General features: G+C 59.2%; 18 protein-coding genes. 4 read left to right on the top strand and 14 right to left on the bottom strand.

Annotated features, from left to right (window positions below; genetic code table 11):
* Window positions 1-167 precede the first annotated feature (167 nt).
* Both CAG47_RS19445 and CAG47_RS19440 read left to right on the top strand, forming a co-directional pair.
* Window positions 168-872, top strand: coding sequence for a hypothetical protein (locus CAG47_RS19445; RefSeq protein WP_085726457.1), 705 nt, complete (start codon window positions 168-170; stop codon window positions 870-872).
* A gap of 211 nt (window positions 873-1083) precedes the next feature.
* A complete protein-coding gene (locus CAG47_RS19440; RefSeq protein WP_085726456.1) occupies window positions 1084-2511 on the top strand; it encodes a PLP-dependent aminotransferase family protein in 1428 nt (475 codons plus the stop codon).
* Between the two features lie 650 nt (window positions 2512-3161).
* Here the strand turns inward: CAG47_RS19440 and CAG47_RS19435 are convergent.
* The 10 genes from CAG47_RS19435 to CAG47_RS19390 form a co-directional block, all read right to left on the bottom strand.
* On the bottom strand, window positions 3162-3962 hold the full coding sequence (locus CAG47_RS19435; RefSeq protein ID WP_085726455.1) for an N-acyl homoserine lactonase family protein: 801 nt from the start codon (window positions 3960-3962) through the stop codon (window positions 3162-3164).
* Window positions 3963-3976: 14 nt separating this feature from the next.
* Entirely contained in the window at window positions 3977-4936 is a 960-nt protein-coding gene (locus CAG47_RS19430) for a diiron oxygenase (protein WP_085726454.1), read from the bottom strand.
* A gap of 67 nt (window positions 4937-5003) precedes the next feature.
* Window positions 5004-5762 (bottom strand): TauD/TfdA family dioxygenase, encoded by a 759-nt coding sequence (locus tag CAG47_RS19425; protein WP_085726453.1) that lies wholly within the window; start codon window positions 5760-5762, stop codon window positions 5004-5006.
* A gap of 21 nt (window positions 5763-5783) precedes the next feature.
* A complete protein-coding gene (locus CAG47_RS19420) occupies window positions 5784-6656 on the bottom strand; it encodes a branched-chain amino acid aminotransferase (protein WP_085726509.1) in 873 nt (290 codons plus the stop codon).
* Window positions 6657-6687: 31 nt separating this feature from the next.
* Window positions 6688-8028: a KamA family radical SAM protein gene (locus tag CAG47_RS19415; protein WP_085726452.1), complete on the bottom strand. Its 1341-nt coding sequence runs from the start codon at window positions 8026-8028 to the stop codon at window positions 6688-6690.
* A 32-nt stretch (window positions 8029-8060) separates the two neighbouring features.
* Window positions 8061-8705: a glutathione transferase gene (gene yfcF / locus CAG47_RS19410; protein ID WP_085726451.1), complete on the bottom strand. Its 645-nt coding sequence runs from the start codon at window positions 8703-8705 to the stop codon at window positions 8061-8063.
* Between the two features lie 241 nt (window positions 8706-8946).
* Window positions 8947-9432, bottom strand: a complete 486-nt coding sequence (locus CAG47_RS19405) for a cupin domain-containing protein (RefSeq protein ID WP_085726450.1) — start codon at window positions 9430-9432, stop codon at window positions 8947-8949.
* Between the two features lie 83 nt (window positions 9433-9515).
* A complete protein-coding gene (locus CAG47_RS19400; protein WP_085726449.1) occupies window positions 9516-10010 on the bottom strand; it encodes a RidA family protein in 495 nt (164 codons plus the stop codon).
* A 48-nt stretch (window positions 10011-10058) separates the two neighbouring features.
* Entirely contained in the window at window positions 10059-11339 is a 1281-nt protein-coding gene (locus tag CAG47_RS19395) for an acetyl-CoA carboxylase biotin carboxylase subunit family protein (RefSeq protein ID WP_085726448.1), read from the bottom strand.
* 43 nt (window positions 11340-11382) lie between these two features.
* Complete coding sequence (locus CAG47_RS19390) at window positions 11383-12483, bottom strand: hypothetical protein (protein WP_085726447.1); 1101 nt, start codon at window positions 12481-12483, stop codon at window positions 11383-11385.
* A gap of 148 nt (window positions 12484-12631) precedes the next feature.
* On the opposite strand from CAG47_RS19390, the gene CAG47_RS19385 reads away from it, so the two are divergent.
* Both CAG47_RS19385 and CAG47_RS19380 read left to right on the top strand, forming a co-directional pair.
* On the top strand, window positions 12632-14050 hold the full coding sequence (locus CAG47_RS19385) for a PLP-dependent aminotransferase family protein (RefSeq protein ID WP_085726446.1): 1419 nt from the start codon (window positions 12632-12634) through the stop codon (window positions 14048-14050).
* 503 nt (window positions 14051-14553) lie between these two features.
* Window positions 14554-14832 carry a DUF3077 domain-containing protein gene (locus CAG47_RS19380; protein WP_085726445.1) on the top strand — a complete coding sequence of 93 codons (279 nt, stop codon included), beginning with the start codon at window positions 14554-14556 and terminating at the stop codon, window positions 14830-14832.
* Between the two features lie 59 nt (window positions 14833-14891).
* Here CAG47_RS19380 and CAG47_RS19375 read toward each other — a convergent pair whose 3' ends face one another.
* From CAG47_RS19375 to cyoE, 4 genes are all read right to left on the bottom strand, one after another.
* Entirely contained in the window at window positions 14892-15206 is a 315-nt protein-coding gene (locus tag CAG47_RS19375; RefSeq protein WP_007970375.1) for a DNA-binding transcriptional regulator, read from the bottom strand.
* Between the two features lie 238 nt (window positions 15207-15444).
* A complete protein-coding gene (locus CAG47_RS19370) occupies window positions 15445-15897 on the bottom strand; it encodes a hypothetical protein (RefSeq protein ID WP_085726444.1) in 453 nt (150 codons plus the stop codon).
* Window positions 15881-16519: a DUF6036 family nucleotidyltransferase gene (locus CAG47_RS19365; RefSeq protein WP_177409039.1), complete on the bottom strand. Its 639-nt coding sequence runs from the start codon at window positions 16517-16519 to the stop codon at window positions 15881-15883. The genes CAG47_RS19370 and CAG47_RS19365 overlap by 17 nt, the downstream gene beginning before the upstream one ends.
* Window positions 16520-16762: 243 nt before the next feature.
* Window positions 16763-17650, bottom strand: a complete 888-nt coding sequence (cyoE, locus tag CAG47_RS19360; protein ID WP_085726443.1) for a heme o synthase — start codon at window positions 17648-17650, stop codon at window positions 16763-16765.
* Window positions 17651-17659: the final 9 nt, after the last annotated feature.

Below are 17659 nucleotides of genomic sequence, written 5' to 3'. Positions count from 1 at the left end.
ATCGTTGACGTCCATCGCGAGCTTGCTCGCTCCTACAGAGAGGCGAAATCTTGACCAGTCGCCCGTTCATCCGTGACAACGCCGCCCCGGTCCAATAGATTAGGCGACCTGAAAAAGCCCCCGGGCTTTCTCGCCCCAAATCAAGTTATGGAAGTAGTGAAATTTCAATGTCCGATTCCAACACCGCTGAAACCGTAGTCACCTTGTCGTCCAAAGCGGAATACGAAAACTCCATCAATCTTTCACAACACGTACCCCAGGCGAAAACCATCAGCGAGATGGTGCTGGACGCTTTCCAGTCCAGCCGCGAAAGCGACCAGATCCGCGAACTGCGCGCGTCGATCCGCCAGGCCCACGACAGCTTCGACGATGATAAGGCCTACGAACTGATGGGCCAGCTCAAGCAGCTCAAGGACGCCGAAGCGGCGGACACCGCCGCCCTGGAAGACCTGAGCAGTAAATTCCCGATCAGCCGCATCCTGTCCAGCTTCAAGGACGACCCGGCGTTCCAGGAAATCGTCTATGGCCTGGCCCTGAAGGTGCTGAACCAGACGCACCAGGCCATCAGCAACCCGAGCGGCGGCAAGAGCAAGGCAGCCAAGGCCAGGAAAGAAATCGAAGTGTTCACCATCAGCAAGGACGGCATCAGTGTCACCTTGCCGCTGCGCACCCCGCGCTCACGCCTGAACGTCGACCGTGAAGCCCTGGAATTCCTCGGTTTCAGCTTCGTTGGCGAAGGCGATGAGGCAGAACTGCAAAGCGAAACGTTCCTGGACAACAGCGGCGCCGAGCAAGCGGTCAACCGCAAGAACATCATCACCGCCTTGCAGCAGCAGACTGCGTTCGATGGCTACAGCATCGCCGCACAGTAACATTTGCAGCTGACCCAAGAGCCCCGCCATCAGAGCGGGGCTTTTTATTGCCCGTGATTCGGGCAAAACCGCGATTACTCTTCCAGTATCGACGCAGAACAACACTTCCCTTCACCCATGAGCACCACGGGCCCGCCGGTCCTGAAACGGTCGTGGAGCGACAATTCACTTTCCAGCCAGGGACCTCAGTGGTGCAACTGCTGAGGTCAGCATGAACACGACGCCTTTGTATCGCCAACTGGCCAACCACTATCTGGACGCGATTCGCAGCGGCATCCTGAAAACCGGTGAACGCCTGCCCTCGATCCGCTTGATGATGGAAAAACACGCCGTCAGCCTGTCGACCGCCGTGCAGGTGTGCCGGGAGCTGGAGGACTGCGGTGTACTGGAAGCCCGACCGCGCTCCGGCAACTACATTCGTCAGCCCGACTCCGTGCCCAGGCCCGCCCCGGCCCAGGCGCCAACGCTGGATACCAGCATCTATGCCGGCATTCATCAACAGGTCTGCACAGTGCTCAAGGCCAGTCAGCACTCAACGATCAAGGTCAATTTCGCCAGTGCCTACTGCGCGCCTGAGCTGTATCCGCTGAAGACCTTGCAAGACAACATGATCAAGGCGCTGCGTTCCGACGCCTGCCAGCTGGGTGCCGCGGGTTCCACCAGCGGCAACGGCGCATTGCGCAACATCCTTGCCCGGCGGGCTTTGGCCAGCAAGACCCAACTGGCCCCCGAACGGATCGTGATCACCAACGGCGCCACGGAAGCGATCAACCTGGCCTTGCGCGCGGTCACCCACCCCGGCGACACCGTGGCCGTGGAATCGCCGACGTTCTACGGCCTGCTGCAAATTCTCGAAAGCCTGAACCTGCGCGTGCTGGAAGTCCCGGCCTCGGCCCACACCGGACTCAATCTGGCGGCCCTGCAATTGCTGCTGCAGGGCCCCGAACAGGTCAAGGCGTTGATCGTCGTCCCCAACCTGCAAAACCCGCTGGGCAGCGTCATGCCCGACGCCAACAAGGCACGGCTGGTGAAACTGTGCGCCGAGCACAACACCGTGCTGATCGAAGACGATACCTACGGCGACCTGGTGGACAGCGAGCAGCCGCTGTCCACGCTCAAGCATTGGGACCGTACCGACAACGTGATCCATTGCGCCTCGCTGAACAAAACCCTGGCACCGGGCATGCGCCTGGGCTGGATCAGCGCCGGCAAATGGCACGACCGCGTGGAGATGCTCAAACATACGCAATCGCGGGGGTGTGAGGTGTTATCGCAATTGGCCGTCAGCGAATTCATGCGCACACCGTCCTACGAACGTTACCTGCGACGCTTGAGGAAAACCCTGACGGTACAGCGCGAGCAAATGAGCACAGCGATCAGCCGTTATTTCCCCATTGGCACCAACGTGACCCACCCGCAAGGCGGTACGCTGCTCTGGGTGGAGCTGCCTCGCCGGCATTCGTCCTTGGCGTTGTTTCAGGAGGCGCTGAAGGTCGGCATCCAGATTTCCCCTGGGGATATCTTTTCCAACGCCAATCGCTTCGATCACTTCGTGCGCATTGGCTGCGGCGCGCCGTATTCGCCGCGGATCGATGAGGCTTTGGCGACGTTGGGCCAGATCCTGAAAAACCAGGGCTAACCACAATCCTGTGGGAGCGGGCTTGCTCGCGAAGGCGGTGTGTCAGGGGTATCAATGCTAAATGTGCAGCCGTCTTCGCGAGCAGGCTCGCTCCCACAGGTGATCTGAGTCGACTGCGAAATCTGTGGGCATCCTGGGACCACTGTGGGAGCGAGCCTGCTCGCGAAAGCGGTGTGTCAGGGGTATCAATGATAAATGTGCAGCCGTCTTCGCGAGCAGGCTCGCTCCCACAGGTGATCTGAGTCGACTGCGAAATCTGTGGGCATCCTGGGACCACTGTGGGAGCGAGCCTGCTCGCGAAAGCGGTGTGTCAGGGGTATCAATGATAAATGTGCAGCCGTCTTCGCGAGCAGGCTCGCACCCACAGGTGATCTGAGTCGACTGCGAAATCTGTGGGCATCCTGGGACCACTGTGGGAGCGAGCCTGCTCGCGAAAGCGGTGTGTCAGGGGTATCAATGATAAATGTGCAGCCGTCTTCGCGAGCAGGCTCGCTCCCACAGGTGATCTGAGTCGACTGCGAAATCTGTGGGCATCCTGGGACCACTGTGGGAGCGAGCCTGCTCGCGAAAGCGGTGTGTCAGGGGCATCAATGCTAAATGTGCAGCCGTCTTCGCGAGCAGGCTCGCTCCCACAGGTTTTGGGGTGATATTCAGAGCGGATTCTGGTGCAGGCAAATGATATGCGGGTCGTCATTCCAGTGGGGGAAACGCTCGGCGATCAGCGGGTCGTGACCGGGGATGACGTGGTCCGCACCATCGGCCAGGCGGTCGATCTCGGTGAAGGCGTCAAGGGTTTGCGCCAGGTCATCGAGAATCGGAAAGGGACTGCGCTCACGAATGTTTACCCACAAGTGCGCGGCATCCGAGGCCAGTACGATCCAGCCGCGCTCGGTCGCTACCCGCACCACCTGGCTGCCGGGCGTATGCCCGCCTACCGGGTGCAGGGTCACGCCGGGAAGCACCTCGACAACGCCTGTGTGCAAACGCATCCGCCCTTCGAACAGCGGTGGCAGCGCCGACATCACGTCCTCGACCTCGTAGGTTTTGTTCACCGTGCGATGGCGCATTTTCGGCCCGGTGCAAAAACGCAATTCCGCTTCCTGCAAATGCACGGTCGCCCGCGGAAACAGCCCTAGGTTGCCGGCATGGTCCCAATGCAAATGGGTAAGGATCAGGTGCTCGACCTGCGCCGGGTCGATGTCCAGTTGCCGCAGGGACTCCTCCGGCAGGCGGTACATCTGACGATTGCGCCTGTGCGCCGTGGCGGGTTGAAAACAGGTGTCGACCACGATCACCTGTTGCTCGTTGCGGATGACCCAGAAGTAGTAATCCAGCGGCATCGGCGCATTCGGATCACCGCAACAGGCGTCGTAGAGAAAATTTTCCCTGGCGGTGCGCTGGGCATTGGCGCCGACACGGATGGCGAACACTTCGTACACAGGCGTGGACATAGGCACCTCCGGATTCAGGCGGCCGTCGTGGATTTGAGGGTCGGACGGAAGTCGAAATCGATCTGCTCGCTGATGCCCAGGTCCTGGGCCAGTTTATGCAGACCGCTGTAGTCGCGCATGATGGTCGCGTTCTTGTTGCTCTCGCGGGTGTCGGCAATGATCAGCGCCGCGTCCTCAACCCCGAGTTGCGTCAGAATCGCCTCCCACATCGAGTAGTCCTGAGCGATAAAAGCACTCAGCGCCACTGACAGGTTGCGTGCGAAAAATTCCCGCTGGACAGGCTGCATGTTCGCATACATGACTTTCGCCACTTCGGCCAACACCTTGCTGTGGGCATATTCGTCGCGGTTGTGCATCTCGGCCACGCGGCGATTCTGCGGCTGGATAGTCAGGTCATCCGCCAACAAGTCCAGATACGCGTTGACGCTGATCTCGGCCACCACCGCAAAGGTGATTGCCGCCAGGTCCCGCTGCCATTGTTCTGGCAGTGCTTCACGCTGGGCTTTGAGGCGCAGGTAAGTGACGGAGGGGGGCAAGTCCAGATCCTGATCCAGCGCCCGCTCAAGCCTGGTTCGCTCGATGGCGCGCAGGTGCATCAGCGTGTGGTAGTGCTCGTCGATCAGGGTCTGTTGCATGGCCTCGCGAAAATGCCAGTCGTCCTTGCCCAGATACTGGTTGGCAATGATGCTGAGCGCCGGGTTGACCACATGCTCCTCAGCAGTGACGGTGCGCAGGTTGTAGCCGATCCAGCCCCAGGTCACCACGCTGCTTTTAAGTTCGTCGCTCAGCGCCTGGAACTTCGGGTGATGAAAGAACGGCACCATGCACTCCGGGTAATCCGGGCGCGCCGGGTCGAACACTTCTTCGACTTGGCCCCTTTGCGGCGAACACACCGTGGCGCGCTTGGTCCAGGCCTGGTTGAGCCGCACGATCAGTTGATGATCGACCTGGGCGATCTCGATTGCTGTTTGCATGACGCGATACCTGTAAGACGCGTACCCGCCAAGGGGTACGCCAAAAGAATGAAGGGCGCCGGAAAAGTCAGGCCAGCCAATAGCGGGTCAGGTTGCGCGCCGGGTCAGTGTAACGACTGCGGGCGTGAATCATGCGCCAGTTGTCCCAAATCAGCAGGCACCCGTCGGGAATCAGCACCGGCACGTTGTGCTCGACGAAGTACGCTTCGCCGAGCACGGCAAACCTGGCCAGCGGCGAGGTGCTGTTGGTCACCCGTGATTGCTGCAATGCTTCCCTGGACGGGTTCACGTCGCCGTAGTGAAACTGGTTGTAGCTGAAGCGGAAAATATCCCCGTCCTCCGTGGGCGTCAGGACGTACTCCTTGACCCGTCGCTGTCCCGGTTCGCCCGGTTTGGCGGTGGCGACAAACTCTACCGGCGTGTCATCCAGCCACTCACGCAGCTGCGGTTCGCTGCACTTCAGGGATCTGAGAAACTCATAGCCGTCCACCAATCCGGTGTGCCCGCCCCCGCACGTGGCCTGTTTATGGCAATGCAACGCCAGATAACGTGGCGGCGGCCCGTACACCGGCGCTTCAGTGTGCGGGCCGATGCCGTTCATGCTCTGGGAATACGGCAAGTCTTCGTAACCCGGCTTGCGGGTGATGGGAAAAGCCATCTGGCCATTGAACTGCGGAATGATCGAGCCGAATTCACCCAAGGTGCCTACGACATCATCGGCAAATTCATCGGGGGTCAGCACGGTCCAGCCCAACGTCGACAGCTCTTCGTGACGATGGCCGAGTGAAATGCAAGGTTGAGACGCAACAATCCCTTGATCTGACATGGTGAGAGTCCTGGCAGGTGATCAGGCGTTTACGGTTGAGGTGTAGGCGGCAATGAGGTCGCGACAGGCGTCACCCGGTCGATAGCGCTGTTCATCGATGCTCTGCACCGGAGTGATTTCGGCGGCAGTACCGGTGAGAAAACACTCATCGAAGTCGCCAAGCTCCGTAGGCAAAATCGTGCGTTCGACAACCTGGTAGTCCAGCGCCCTGGCCAGCTCGATCACGGTCTGGCGCGTGATGCCGTTGAGGAAGCAATCCGGGGTCGGCGTGTGCAAGGTCCGCCCTTTGACGAAGAACACATTGGCGCTGGTGGCTTCGGCGACGTGGCCGCGCCAGTCGAGCATCAGCGCATCGTGGTAACCGGTGTTCTCGGCATCGTGCTTGCTCAACGTGGCAATCTGGTAATGCCCGGAGGCCTTGGCTTCGAATGGGCTGCTGCTCGGCGGCGGACGGCGCCAGTCAGCGGTTTTCAAGCGGATGCCGGCCATGCGCGCCGCCGGGTCGAAATAGCTCGGCCACTGCCAGCAGGCGATAGCCACGTGCACACGGTTGAAACGCGCCGAGGTGGAGATCATTTCACTGCCGCGCCACGCCACCGGGCGCAGATAACCGTCGACGACCTTGTTGCGTTGCAGCAGTTCATGGCTGGCCGCCTCCAGTTCGTCCAGCTCATAGGGGATGGCAAAGTCCATCAGATGCGCCGAGCGAAACAACCGCTCGCTGTGCTCGCGCAGCTTGAAGATCTTGCCGTTGTAGACCCGCTCGCCTTCATACACAGTGCTCGCGTAATGCAGGCCATGGGTCAGTACATGCAATTGCGCCCGGGACCACTCGACGAACTCGCCGTCGAGCCAGATAACACCCTCGCGCTGATCAAACGGGATACTGCTCATTTCCATATCTCCCCAATGTTCGTGATTTTTCCTACGCCGTTTCCAGCAATACGGGTATCAATTCCGGCACGGCGGTGAGCTCGGTCTGAAAGAAGAACCAACGCTCGCCGAAGGCCGGTTTCAAGTCGTCGAACCAGGTGACGTGCGGATCGAAGCGCGCGTAGAACGTGCGCAGCACCCATTGCGGATTGCGTGCCTGGAGGAACTGCAAGACGAAGACTTTTTCCCCGGCGACGGTCTCGATGCCGTTGATCAGCACCTTGCCGTAGAAGGTGCTCATGGACGGCCCGCGCACCGTTCGCGCAAGCCCCGATACCGTGCGGTACGCGGCCTGGAAGATCTCGAAGGCCTTGGCCAGCGGCATCGCAAAGTAGTGGCTGGGGCCGGTATCCCGCTCGACGAACATGTAATAAGGCACGGCCCCGAGCCGCACGCCTTCGGTCCACAGCGCCGCCCAATCGGCGGGGTTTTCGTTGATGTGTCGGATCACCGGCGCCTGCATGCGCACTGTCGCGCCCGTCGAGCGAATGCCCTCGATAGCCTGGCGGGCGATGGCCTGGCGGATCTCCACCGGGTGGTTGTAGTGGCCCATGATCGACAGGTTTTTCCCCGCCGCAACGATGCGCCGGAACAGTTGCAGAAGCTCGGGTGCATCCTTGTCACTGACAAACCGCTGCGGCCAGTACGCCACTGACTTGGTGCCGATGCGGATGCTTTTCAGGTGTGGCAGCTCCAACAGCGGCTCGATGTAACCGGCGAGGGAACGGGTGTTCATGATCATCGGATCGCCACCGGTAATCAGCACGTCAGTGACTTCGGTGTGCACCTTGAGGTAACTCACCAGCTCCTGGGACTCACGAGCGTTGAACTTGAGTTCTTCTTCGCCGATGAACTGCGCCCAGCGGAAACAGAAGGTGCAGTACGCGTGACAAGTCTGACCGGCACCGGGGAAAAACAGCACGGTCTCGCGGTACTTGTGCTGGATACCCGGCAGGACTTTGCCGTTGAGGGTGGCGACGTTGTGGGTCAACTGCCCGGCCGGATGCGGATTCATGCGCGACCAGATCGCCTCGATCCGGCGCTTGATCGCCGTACTGTCGTCCAGTTCGATCAATTGTTTGAGCGAGGCATATTCGTCCGGCAGCAGCATGTCCTTGTGGGGGAAGGTCATGCGGAAAATCGGATCGTCCGGAATATTGTTCCAGTCGATCAGCGTGCCCAGCACGTAGTCGTTGGTGCGGAACGGCATGACCCGGGCCACCACGGTCATGGCCTCCTGCAGCGCCGGTGTCAGCTTTTGCCAGTAAGGCGAATCGCGGATGGTGCGTGAGTTATAGGGTTTGTAGCGTTCGTGCTCCGACAGTCCTTGCATGGCCGTGCTCCTGGTGATTGCCCTGAGTGTTGTCAGGCGATGGCTGGCGCTTTGCGCTCTATGTCCATCCACGCCCGGACGCTGTCACGGTCCCATTGGCGATTTACATACGCAGCGAGCCGTGTCGGCACCGGATCACCGTTGGCCACCAGCCGGTTGAGCATGATTGCCAGGTCGGTGTCGGCAATGCTCCATTCACCGAACAGATGCTCGGCGCCCTCCTCCAGCAAATGCTCGGCGACGAAGTACAGGCGTTCGACGGCGGCCTGGGCCTCACCGGACAGCGCGGTGTTTTTCTTGCCGAAGTACACCAGGTCAAACGGCCGCTCCTTGCGCACCACCAGCAAGTCACTGCGCAACCAGGCCTGCAATTGACGGGCACGGGCGCGCTGCCGGGAGTCCTGTGGATAAAGTTTTTTATGCCCTGGTGAGAGTTCATCGAGGTACTCGGCAATCGCCGAAGACTCCGACAGGGCAAAATTTTCGTGAACCAGGGTTGGAACTTTGCATGTCAGCGAAAGATCGCGATAAGTTGCCAGATAGTTTTCACGAGCCTTCAGATCAACTGTGACCAGCTCGAATGAAAGTTGCTTTTCCTTGAGCGCCACAAAAGCCGACATTGCAAATGCGCTGACATGATCGGCGCCGACATACAGTTTTAGCTTCCTGTTTTCCATAGAACACTCCATTTACCGACCGCAGGGATTAACGTGCATTTGAAGTGATCGTAGTTAGTTGAATGAAGATTGAATAGATACAGAATTTGTTCGTTTCAATCGATACAGAAAGTTGTTTTTCACCGACAGATACGCAGCCGGAATTCCAGCGAAACTGCTGAAAAAAGGGATCCTGGGGCAGGTCTGAAAACAAAAAAGGGAGCTCACGAAGGTGGGCTCCCTGGGGAAATTCGGTGGGGAATTACAGCTGGGTGGTGATCAGGCCATGGCTGTCGGCGAAGTTCGACAGCAATGCCATTTGCGGCATGTTGCTCATGTTCAGCATCGCCAAGGCCTCGTATTTGCTGGTGTTGACGAAGCCATGCCGGGTCCAGGCCGGCACCAGCAGCACGTCGCCGCTGCTGACGTCGACGCCGTCGGCATCGCCGAGGGTCATCACGCCGCTGCCGCACTGGATGACAAACAGGTGCCACCAGGAATGGGCATGGCCGTTGAGCGTCACACCGGGATTCAGCCATTGCATGGCGATCGCCATCCCAGGTGTCACTTCACAGCCCTCAATGCTTTTTTCGTGAGCCAGCGCGACAATATCAACGTCACTGGCTTCAAGGGTCTGACGCATACCCGCCAGTTGATTGCCTTTCCAGACCTTGGGACTTAACGGTCGATGATGCAGGCTTTGCCGAAAATCCTTATATGAAAAAAACGCCCCTTGAAAGTTATCCATTCGCACGCCCCTTGTTCTTTCTTCCCATACTTCAGCGCTAAACCCTAAGTTAACAGTAAAGCGCTGTAAAGTCGGGAAACAACTTACAACACCGATGGACGCAAGGCTGCAATCATGTCCACTTCTATCGCGGCATTCTTGGGTAGCTGATAAACACCTACTGTGGTGCGCGTATGTTTACCGGCATCGCCGAGCACATGGCTGAACACATCCGAGGCGCCGTTGGCCACTTCGCTCAAATCGACAAAATCCGCCGTGGACTTCACATAGACCGTTACCCGGATCAATGACTTGATCTTGTCCAACGATCCAACGGCATCGACGATCAACGCCAACCCACGCATCGCACTGATGCTGGCGGCCGCTTGCGCATCGGCCATGTTGAGGTCCAGCCCTACCCGGCCGGGGTAATGGATCTTGCCATTCATGCGCGGCACCAGGCCGCTGATGTACAGCTCATCGTGATGACGGATCAGCGGCGCGTAATGTCCGCCTGCGGTGTTTTCGCCGTAGATGTCATAGCCAAACTCCTTGGCCAGGGCGATGAAGCGTTCATCGCAGGTCATGTGTCGGGTCATTGATCGAACCTCCTGATCAGAAATACAAAAACGTTGGCGCCAGCCTGTTCAACACACGGCGCGCTCGGCCGGTGCCAGGCTAGTCACCTCGATGCGTGACTCGATCACCTCGGCCAGACGCAACAGGTCGTTGCTCAGATGCCCGTAGTGCTCGTTGAACAGCACGATGTGACCGATGAATGAGAAGTTGTCCTTGATCTGCGCACTGACCGAGTCGCCGATACGCTTGGCGTACTGGCCTTCCACCAGATCGATGCGCAGTGCGCGGGCCAGGGCTGCGATGTCAGGCGTCGAGCGCAAGATGCCGCCGGCCGGTGCCTTGAGCAGGCGAATACCGCAGTAACCGCGGGCCACTGGCGCATGCTGTTCGATCTCGCCTTCCACCGCCCAGCGCACCCAGCGCGCCCACGGATCGAAATCGACGAAGGCGCGTTTGGCCAGGTCCCAGATGTGCATGCCACCGGGGCGCATGTTGGTTTCCACGGCGCTGGTCAGGTTGTCGCTGCGCAGGAATACTTCGTTGTGCCAGGCACCATTGTCCCGGGACACCAGACCCGCCATATGCCGACCGGCTGCCATCAGACGCGCCTGTGCCTCCGCCGGCAGCGGTGCGGGTACGATTTGCTGGATCTCTGCGCGAAAGGCGCCTTCGGTGGTGGTTTTTTCAGTCACCCAGGTGCTGCCGGCCACGCAGTCCCAACTGTATTCGCGGGCGTTCTGCACCAGCTCTTCAAGGACGATGCCACCTGCGCGGTAGGGCTTGAGGGCGAGCCAGGCGTCATCGCATTCCGAAGGGTGATGGATGACGCGGCAGCCTCGGCTCGCACCTTCGCAGGCCGGTTTGACGAAGCCCTTGCCGCCCAGTTCGACGATGCGCTGGCGCAGTTCCGGAAGGCTCTCGACCCGCGCGGAAAACACCGGCCGGTATTCTTCAGGGGAGCTGTCGGCCTCGGCTTCGAGCTGGCGAAAGATCTGCTTGTCCAGGCCCGCCCGCGCTTCACCCGGGGTAATGCCTGGGAGGCCGAAGTGACTGGCCAGCGCAGCGCCCAGCAGCACGCCCCGATCGGAGAATGGCAACACGCCGATCAGCTTCCAGCTGTCGGCTTTCAGGCATCCGACTATCAGTTCAAGGGACGCTGCCACATCTTTCTCGGCCAGCGAAGTGCTGCAGACATGATCGGCCACCTGATCGTCATGGGGCTGAACTTTCTCGACCAGCAGGATAAGCCTGGCGTTATAGAGCGACTTGCACAGCTCGCGCAGTTTCTGGATGTCGTGAACCCGATTGCCGTTGTAACCGACCACTACCACGCATGAAGTCGTATTCATTGTTGCCCCCGACCCGCAAAGTGAAATCCGCAACGACGATGACTCAGTCATGCAACGACGCATTGGATTTACGGTTGAGCCAATACCAGGCCAGGATCCCGCCCGCGCCGATGGCGGCGAGGACCAGCGCGTTGTGCGGCGCCGGCACCACTCGCATGATCAACACGGTCAGCCCGGCCCCTACTCCCAGGGACACTTCCTTGACGAACATGTTGTTTTGCTTGACCGAAAAATAATCGAGGTAGCTGAAGGCACATTCGGCGATCGACAGCAGCGCGACCCAGATCAGCGCGCCAGCCAGGGTTTCGACGTGGAACGCCGCCGGCGACGACAGCACCGCGAAACCGCCGACGATGATCCCGATCACCGCGAGCACCTTGAAGCGACCGGTGCGTTCGATCAGCTTCATCACCGGCACCTGGGCGAAGACCACCACGGCGCTGTTGAGGATCAGCATCAAGCCGTACCAGGCCGGCAATTCGCCGGTCTTGAGCAGGATCGCCTGGGGCAGGATCGAGAACACCCCGAACAGCTTGATGCCCATGATGATCCCGGCAATCACCCAGGGCAGTTTGCTGCCCCAGTCGCTGCCGGCCTGACTGGTCGGGCGGGCTGCCACCGGTTCGGTGGTGAAGGTCGCGCCAAGGGCGATCGGCAGGCACAGCAATACGAACGCCGCCGCACCGAGGAAAAACATCGTGGGTGTGAGCAGTGGCGACAGCAGGATCAAGCCGGCCACCAGGCTGCCCATGTTCATGGCCACGCGGTTGTAGGCCGCGCCTTCTTTGGTCTGTGCCGCTTCGCTCTTGATCAGGTAACCGGCAATGGCAATGCCGTAGGCAAACAATGCGGCAGCAAACATCACCATGCCTTGATGGCTGGTCAGCGCCAGCAACACCAGGCCAAGGCCGGCACACAGCAGCGTGACGCTCAGGGAGCGGCGGCCAAGCACCAGTAAAGTCAGGGGTAGCAACAGCAACAAGGCGCGGTATCCAAGGGCCAGGATGCTGTTGGTGGCGGTGTCGAGCCAGACGTTGGCCTTGCCCAGCACCGCGAACAGCGAGACCGCGGTGATCATTCGGATCGTAAACAAACGCAAATTGATGACAGGTTTGGCCACCGCGACCGTTGTTTCGACACTCATGCAACACCTCATGAACCACGCGATGGCCGCCCCTCCAGGGTTGGCCATCAGAAAAGTCTGTAAGGGCATGGTAGAGAGAGAGGCTTGTTCTGATCAGGGCAAGTTCGTATAGAATCCAACGAACTTTACTGCCGGAGAGACCAGTAAAATGCAGGTTCAACGTGCAGTCATTGCCGCCATTGAATTCCAGCCCGGCGTGCCGCTGGTGCAGCAGATCGTCGATCAACTGACCCAGGCCATCAGCACGGGCGGCCTGCCCCACGGCGCCAAGCTGCCGCCGATTCGCGAACTCTCCGACTTGATGAACGTGGGCAAATCCACGGTGGTCGATGCACTGGATCGCATGCGGGCCAAGGGGCTGGTGGTGTCTCGCCAGGGCTCGGGGCATTACGTGCATCGCTCCGAGGCGGCGCTGAAAAGCGGCACCGGCCCGGACCTGCAACCCCAGGACACCCTCAGCGTGATTCGTCGCGCCCTGCTGCTGGACAACGGCGCGCTGCGCCCTGGCTGCGGTTTTTTGCCGACCTCGTGGCTTCCCGCCGAAGAATTGCAGAAAGCCGTGCGCAGCACCCTGCGTGCAACGTCATTGCGCATGGGTGAGTATGGCGTGGCCGGCGGTTACTTGCCGTTGCGCCAGGCCTTGCGGGTCAAACTGGCGACCTTCGGCATCGAAGCGCCGGTGGACCAGATCATCACCACCGCCAACACCATGCAGGCCATCGACCTGCTGATGCGCCTGCTGGTCAAACCCGGCGACACCGTACTGCTCGACGACCCCTGCTATTTCAATATGCACACCAACCTGGCGCTGCACGGGGCCAAAGTCATCACCATCGCCCGGGATTGCGACGGCATGGACCTCGACGCATTCGAGCAACTGCTGATCGCCCACAAACCCGTGCTGTACATGACCAACAGCACCCTGCATAACCCCACCGGCCACTCGTTCACCCCGGCCCAGGTCTACCGCTTGCTGGAACTGAGCCATCGCCATGGCTTCCACATCGTCGAAGACGATCTGTACTGCGACATCCAGCAACGCCGCACCCCGCGCCTGGCGGCCAGTGGGCTGGACAATGTGAGTTATGTCTCCGGCTTCTCCAAGACCCTGACCGCCAACAGCCGCGTCAGCTACACCGTGCTGTCACCCCAACTGGCAGCACGCATGATTGCCCTGAAAATGGCCTGCGGCGGCGTGACCTCGGAACTGGCGGAGCAGATCACCTGCACCATGCTCAACGATGGCAGCTACGCCAGGCATGCGCGGCGCACCGTGGATCGGTTGTATGAATCCAATAGTCGCGTGGCGGGTTGGCTGGCGCAGGCTGGGTGTTCGCTTTCCTCGTTGCCCGGCGAAGGTGTGTTCATCTGGGCGCGGTTGCCGGAGGGCCTGCATGCCGAGAACCTGGCTCGCCAGGGGCTGGAGAACAATCTGGTATTGGCGCCGGGCACCTTGCTGAGCAAAGCCGCGAATGCCAGTCAGTTCCTGCGCTTCAATGTGGCGCACAGCGACAGCTTGCAGGTGCGGGAGCGGTTTTTCCGGTTGCTTGATACACCACTCAAGTAACTGACTGCCCTCAATCCTGTGGGAGCGGCGGTGCGATGATTCGACTTGCCCGCGAAGAGGCCGTCACATTCAGCATCAAAGTTGCCTGACACACCGCCTTCGCGAGCAAGCCCGCTCCCACAGGGGTTGTGGTAGCCAATGAGCCTCCCGGCCAGCAGATCGCTACGATTGCCGACCTCATCCTTGCCGGCTAACTTCGCCCGGTCGCTGCCAATTCAGCGACCGGGCCTGAGAACCCGGGTAAGATGCCACGCAGCTACGCCCAACGATTGTTGGCGTTTTTTACGCCTGAATTTTCGTGTTATGGCGGCTGTGTGTGGGAGACCTTAGTGTCTGCCGGGTCCTGCATCTCCGGTTTCTCAGCCTGCACACAGCTGCCACCCATTCGCCTGAGAACGAACGGGACAGCTTCACTTATGCAGGAGTTACGAATGAACGCTATTGATCCATCAGCTACACCAGCCCTGCCCCTCCACCTCCAGCCCAAAAAGAGGTGAAGCCCAATGACCAATCCCAAAGACCTCAAAACCATCGGCCTCACCCCCTTTTCCTACCACGCCAACGAACCACTGTTCCGTATCAACGCCGGCGTCCCGGTAACCGAAGCCCTCTACCACGCCTCCAACCTGCTCCACCTCGCAAAACATCTCGCCTCAGACGCTGCCATGGTCCGTGACTCCGACCGCCATGCCTGGGCGTCGCACTTTTTGCAGGACATGAGCAAGGCAATCATCGACGACGTGGTTAAGGTGCTCGATGCACCGTGTAACAACCGCGCATGAATGAAAAAGCCCCGCGTTTCGTTTGAAGCGCGGGGCTTTTCCGTTGTTTGGCTGCTTGATCAAACGACGGCCAGTCGATCCACCATATCCGGAAATTTCTCAACCAACCTGATCAACAAGGCGGCCTGAGCATTGGGTTTGGATTTTTCCTGCTCCCAGTTTCTCAGCGTGCTGGGACTGGTTCGAATTCGCTTGGCGAAAACGGCTTGGGACATGTGAAGCTTTTCCCGTAGAGCAACGATTTCCTGCGCCCCCACCTCTGGTGCAGGAATGTCCTCCACAACCGTGTTGCGCAACGTAATCTTGCCTTCGCGTTGAGCCGCCATCTCATCAACGCCCTGCATCAATTCTGCAAACAGGTCGCGTTTTTTCATGGGGTACCTCCTAGTATCGACTTGAAACTATAGGCAAATTGCTTATAGCTAAGCAAACCAAGAGTGCTTTTTGAGATGGGCTGCAGTTTCGATGAAGCAACTACTCCGCGGCGCTGCCATCGCGAGCACACAGCTCACCAGAATCCCCCCAACCCTTCTCTCGAAGGGCGGGGCTTACAAACTGACGATTGTTGTTACTTCAGGGCCGAACGAGACAGCCGTTTGTTGCAAGCTGGATTCAGGAAAACAGGGCGCGCTGCTCAGCTTCGTAATGCCGGGTCTGAAAAGGCATGAGGGCTTGGGCTTTAAGGCCGAGGCCCTCACTCAACCCCCAAGAGACAGCAAGCTCATCACGGCGTCGACGTAGTGGCGTGACGGTTTGCTGCGTCACGGCCTGCACAGAAGTCGAATGCGCAAAAAGCTCGAGGACATTGAGAGTTTCCGACACCCGGAGATCGGATAAGCAAGTAAATCGCGTGAGTCGTTCTAGTAGATAGCCAGCGCGCCGAACTTCCACTTCGTCAGTGTGACGATTCAAAAAAGCGGTTACCTCGCTTTCAAGATTCGAGTCCGAGTACCAGACAGCTTTGGCGGCGCTCACGAGAGCAGCGTCATCCGCTTGATTCAAAGGTCTTTTTACCAGCGTGTCCAAGGCGGATGAGAGGACGTGGCCGCTATGGGGCTTCGTCATCTGTGCTCTCCAGATAATCATGCAAAATATTAGTGAGAACGGAAATTGGTAGCTCCTTGTTGCCAACATATACATCAATCGCCTGCAATGCCAGTCGACGGAACTCGGTAGTCAGGATGAAACCAGCCCTGAGAAGTGCCTTGATATCACCAATGTCCTGATCGGTCGCTCTGCCCAGCTTGGAGATGGCAATGTCGACAGGTGCTGCGATATGAACGTGCAGCGGGGACTCAACCGGGAACTCTGTAAAAGGAAGGCTCCGCTCCCAATAGTCCTCATGAATTGGGCCAAAACTGGTGTTGTATTGCAGGTCGTAGTTCAGCTCCATCAAGCGACCGGATCGCTCATCAACAAACTGCTCAGGTATCTCTGCGAGCATGGTTTGCAGGTGTAAACCTTCGGGAACATGAGCCTCATAAATCTCGGCATCGACGTCGGTGGAAACGCGATGATGGGTATAAAGGTGAACAGCGCAGCCACCGAACAGGATAATTTTGACCGCCCCTGGTCCTGCGTTCTCAAGCTCCAGTTCCGCTTCGACAGATTTGAACATCGAAATCAAAGCCTGCCCCAACGCTGTATTCGTATTAACACGCGGGGTGATTACCTCTGGCAGTTCCATCGTAAATCCTCTGGGATGCTTGTAATAACGGCATCCCGAGGCTAGATAGGCAACTTCCGACCCTCAACCTGAAAAACTCGTGGGAAAGTTCAGGCAAATCCGTAGGCACTATTGCCGGTCAGGTCGCCCTATCGTAAGCGAGCCTGCTCGCGATGGCGGCCACACAGCTCACCAGAATCCCCCCAACAAAAAACCCCGCTCCTTCTCTCGAAGGGCGGGGCTTTTCTTTACGGCATCCGACGCTTAAGGCGCGTACGTCAGCAGCAACTCGGTCGGCACTTTGAAGTCCAGGGACATCGCCACGCTCAACGCGGTAATGGTGAAGATCGAGAACACGAACAGCTTGCGTGCCCAGACCGTGTCATCCACTGCCTTGTAGCCGGTCCAGGCCATGTACAGCCAGTACATGCCCATGGCTGCGGCGACGGCGAGGTAGCTCATGCCGGCGTAGCCGCTGAAGGTCAGCATCAAGGTCGCCACGAGGAAGGCCAGGATGTAGATCAGGATGTGCTTCTTGGCCACCTGGATTCCGCGCTTCACTGGCAGCACCGGGATCGATGCGGCCAGGTAATCGTTGAAGCGGAAGATCGCGATGGCGTAGGAATGCGGCATCTGCCACAGGCTGAACATCACCAGCAGGGTCAGTGCGGCCATGTCGAAGGTGTTGCTCACCGCGACGTAGCCGATCACCGGCGGCATGGCGCCCGACAGACTGCCCACCAGCGTGCCGTGAACCGACTTGCGCTTGAGGTACAGGCTGTAGAAGCCGACGTAGATGATGAAGCCGATGACTGCGAACAGCGCGGCCAACGGATTGGCCACCTTGTACAACAGCGCAACGCCGGCGACACCCAGGACGGTCGCATAGGCCAGGGCCAGTTTCAGGGAGATCAAGCCCTGGACCAGCACCCGGTTCCTGGTGCGTTCCATCTTCAGGTCGATGTCGCGGTCGATGCAGTTGTTGAATACGCAACCGGAGGCAACCACCAGGGACGTGCCGATCATCGCGGCCAGGAAGATGGCCAGATCGACATGCCCTTTGGAGGCCAGGAAAAATCCGCCTGCCACAGAAAGCACGTTACCGAAAATGATCCCCGGTTTGGTGATTTGGATAAAGTGCTTAAGGGACATGCGGATCTA

Origin of the sequence: Pseudomonas sp. R37(2017) (genome assembly GCF_002113375.1) — a bacterium.
Taxonomy (GTDB): Bacteria; Pseudomonadota; Gammaproteobacteria; order Pseudomonadales; family Pseudomonadaceae; genus Aquipseudomonas.
Note: the sequence above shows the minus strand (reverse complement) of the source record. Positions and strands in the feature narration are given on the sequence as shown.

Bases quoted from the DNA above. Each gene is read 5' to 3' on its own strand.
- CAG47_RS19445 (WP_085726457.1), top strand. From the start codon at position 168: ATGTCCGATTCCAACACCGCTGAAACCGTAGTCACCTTGTCGTCCAAA.
- CAG47_RS19440 (WP_085726456.1), top strand. From the start codon at position 1,084: ATGAACACGACGCCTTTGTATCGCCAACTGGCCAACCACTATCTGGAC.
- CAG47_RS19435 (WP_085726455.1), bottom strand. From the start codon at position 3,962: ATGTCCACGCCTGTGTACGAAGTGTTCGCCATCCGTGTCGGCGCCAAT.
- CAG47_RS19430 (WP_085726454.1), bottom strand. From the start codon at position 4,936: ATGCAAACAGCAATCGAGATCGCCCAGGTCGATCATCAACTGATCGTG.
- CAG47_RS19425 (WP_085726453.1), bottom strand. From the start codon at position 5,762: ATGTCAGATCAAGGGATTGTTGCGTCTCAACCTTGCATTTCACTCGGC.
- CAG47_RS19420 (WP_085726509.1), bottom strand. From the start codon at position 6,656: ATGAGCAGTATCCCGTTTGATCAGCGCGAGGGTGTTATCTGGCTCGAC.
- CAG47_RS19415 (WP_085726452.1), bottom strand. From the start codon at position 8,028: ATGCAAGGACTGTCGGAGCACGAACGCTACAAACCCTATAACTCACGC.
- yfcF (WP_085726451.1), bottom strand. From the start codon at position 8,705: ATGGAAAACAGGAAGCTAAAACTGTATGTCGGCGCCGATCATGTCAGC.
- CAG47_RS19405 (WP_085726450.1), bottom strand. From the start codon at position 9,432: ATGGATAACTTTCAAGGGGCGTTTTTTTCATATAAGGATTTTCGGCAA.
- CAG47_RS19400 (WP_085726449.1), bottom strand. From the start codon at position 10,010: ATGACCCGACACATGACCTGCGATGAACGCTTCATCGCCCTGGCCAAG.
- CAG47_RS19395 (WP_085726448.1), bottom strand. From the start codon at position 11,339: ATGAATACGACTTCATGCGTGGTAGTGGTCGGTTACAACGGCAATCGG.
- CAG47_RS19390 (WP_085726447.1), bottom strand. From the start codon at position 12,483: ATGAGTGTCGAAACAACGGTCGCGGTGGCCAAACCTGTCATCAATTTG.
- CAG47_RS19385 (WP_085726446.1), top strand. From the start codon at position 12,632: ATGCAGGTTCAACGTGCAGTCATTGCCGCCATTGAATTCCAGCCCGGC.
- CAG47_RS19380 (WP_085726445.1), top strand. From the start codon at position 14,554: ATGACCAATCCCAAAGACCTCAAAACCATCGGCCTCACCCCCTTTTCC.
- CAG47_RS19375 (WP_007970375.1), bottom strand. From the start codon at position 15,206: ATGAAAAAACGCGACCTGTTTGCAGAATTGATGCAGGGCGTTGATGAG.
- CAG47_RS19370 (WP_085726444.1), bottom strand. From the start codon at position 15,897: ATGACGAAGCCCCATAGCGGCCACGTCCTCTCATCCGCCTTGGACACG.
- CAG47_RS19365 (WP_177409039.1), bottom strand. From the start codon at position 16,519: ATGGAACTGCCAGAGGTAATCACCCCGCGTGTTAATACGAATACAGCG.
- cyoE (WP_085726443.1), bottom strand. From the start codon at position 17,650: ATGTCCCTTAAGCACTTTATCCAAATCACCAAACCGGGGATCATTTTC.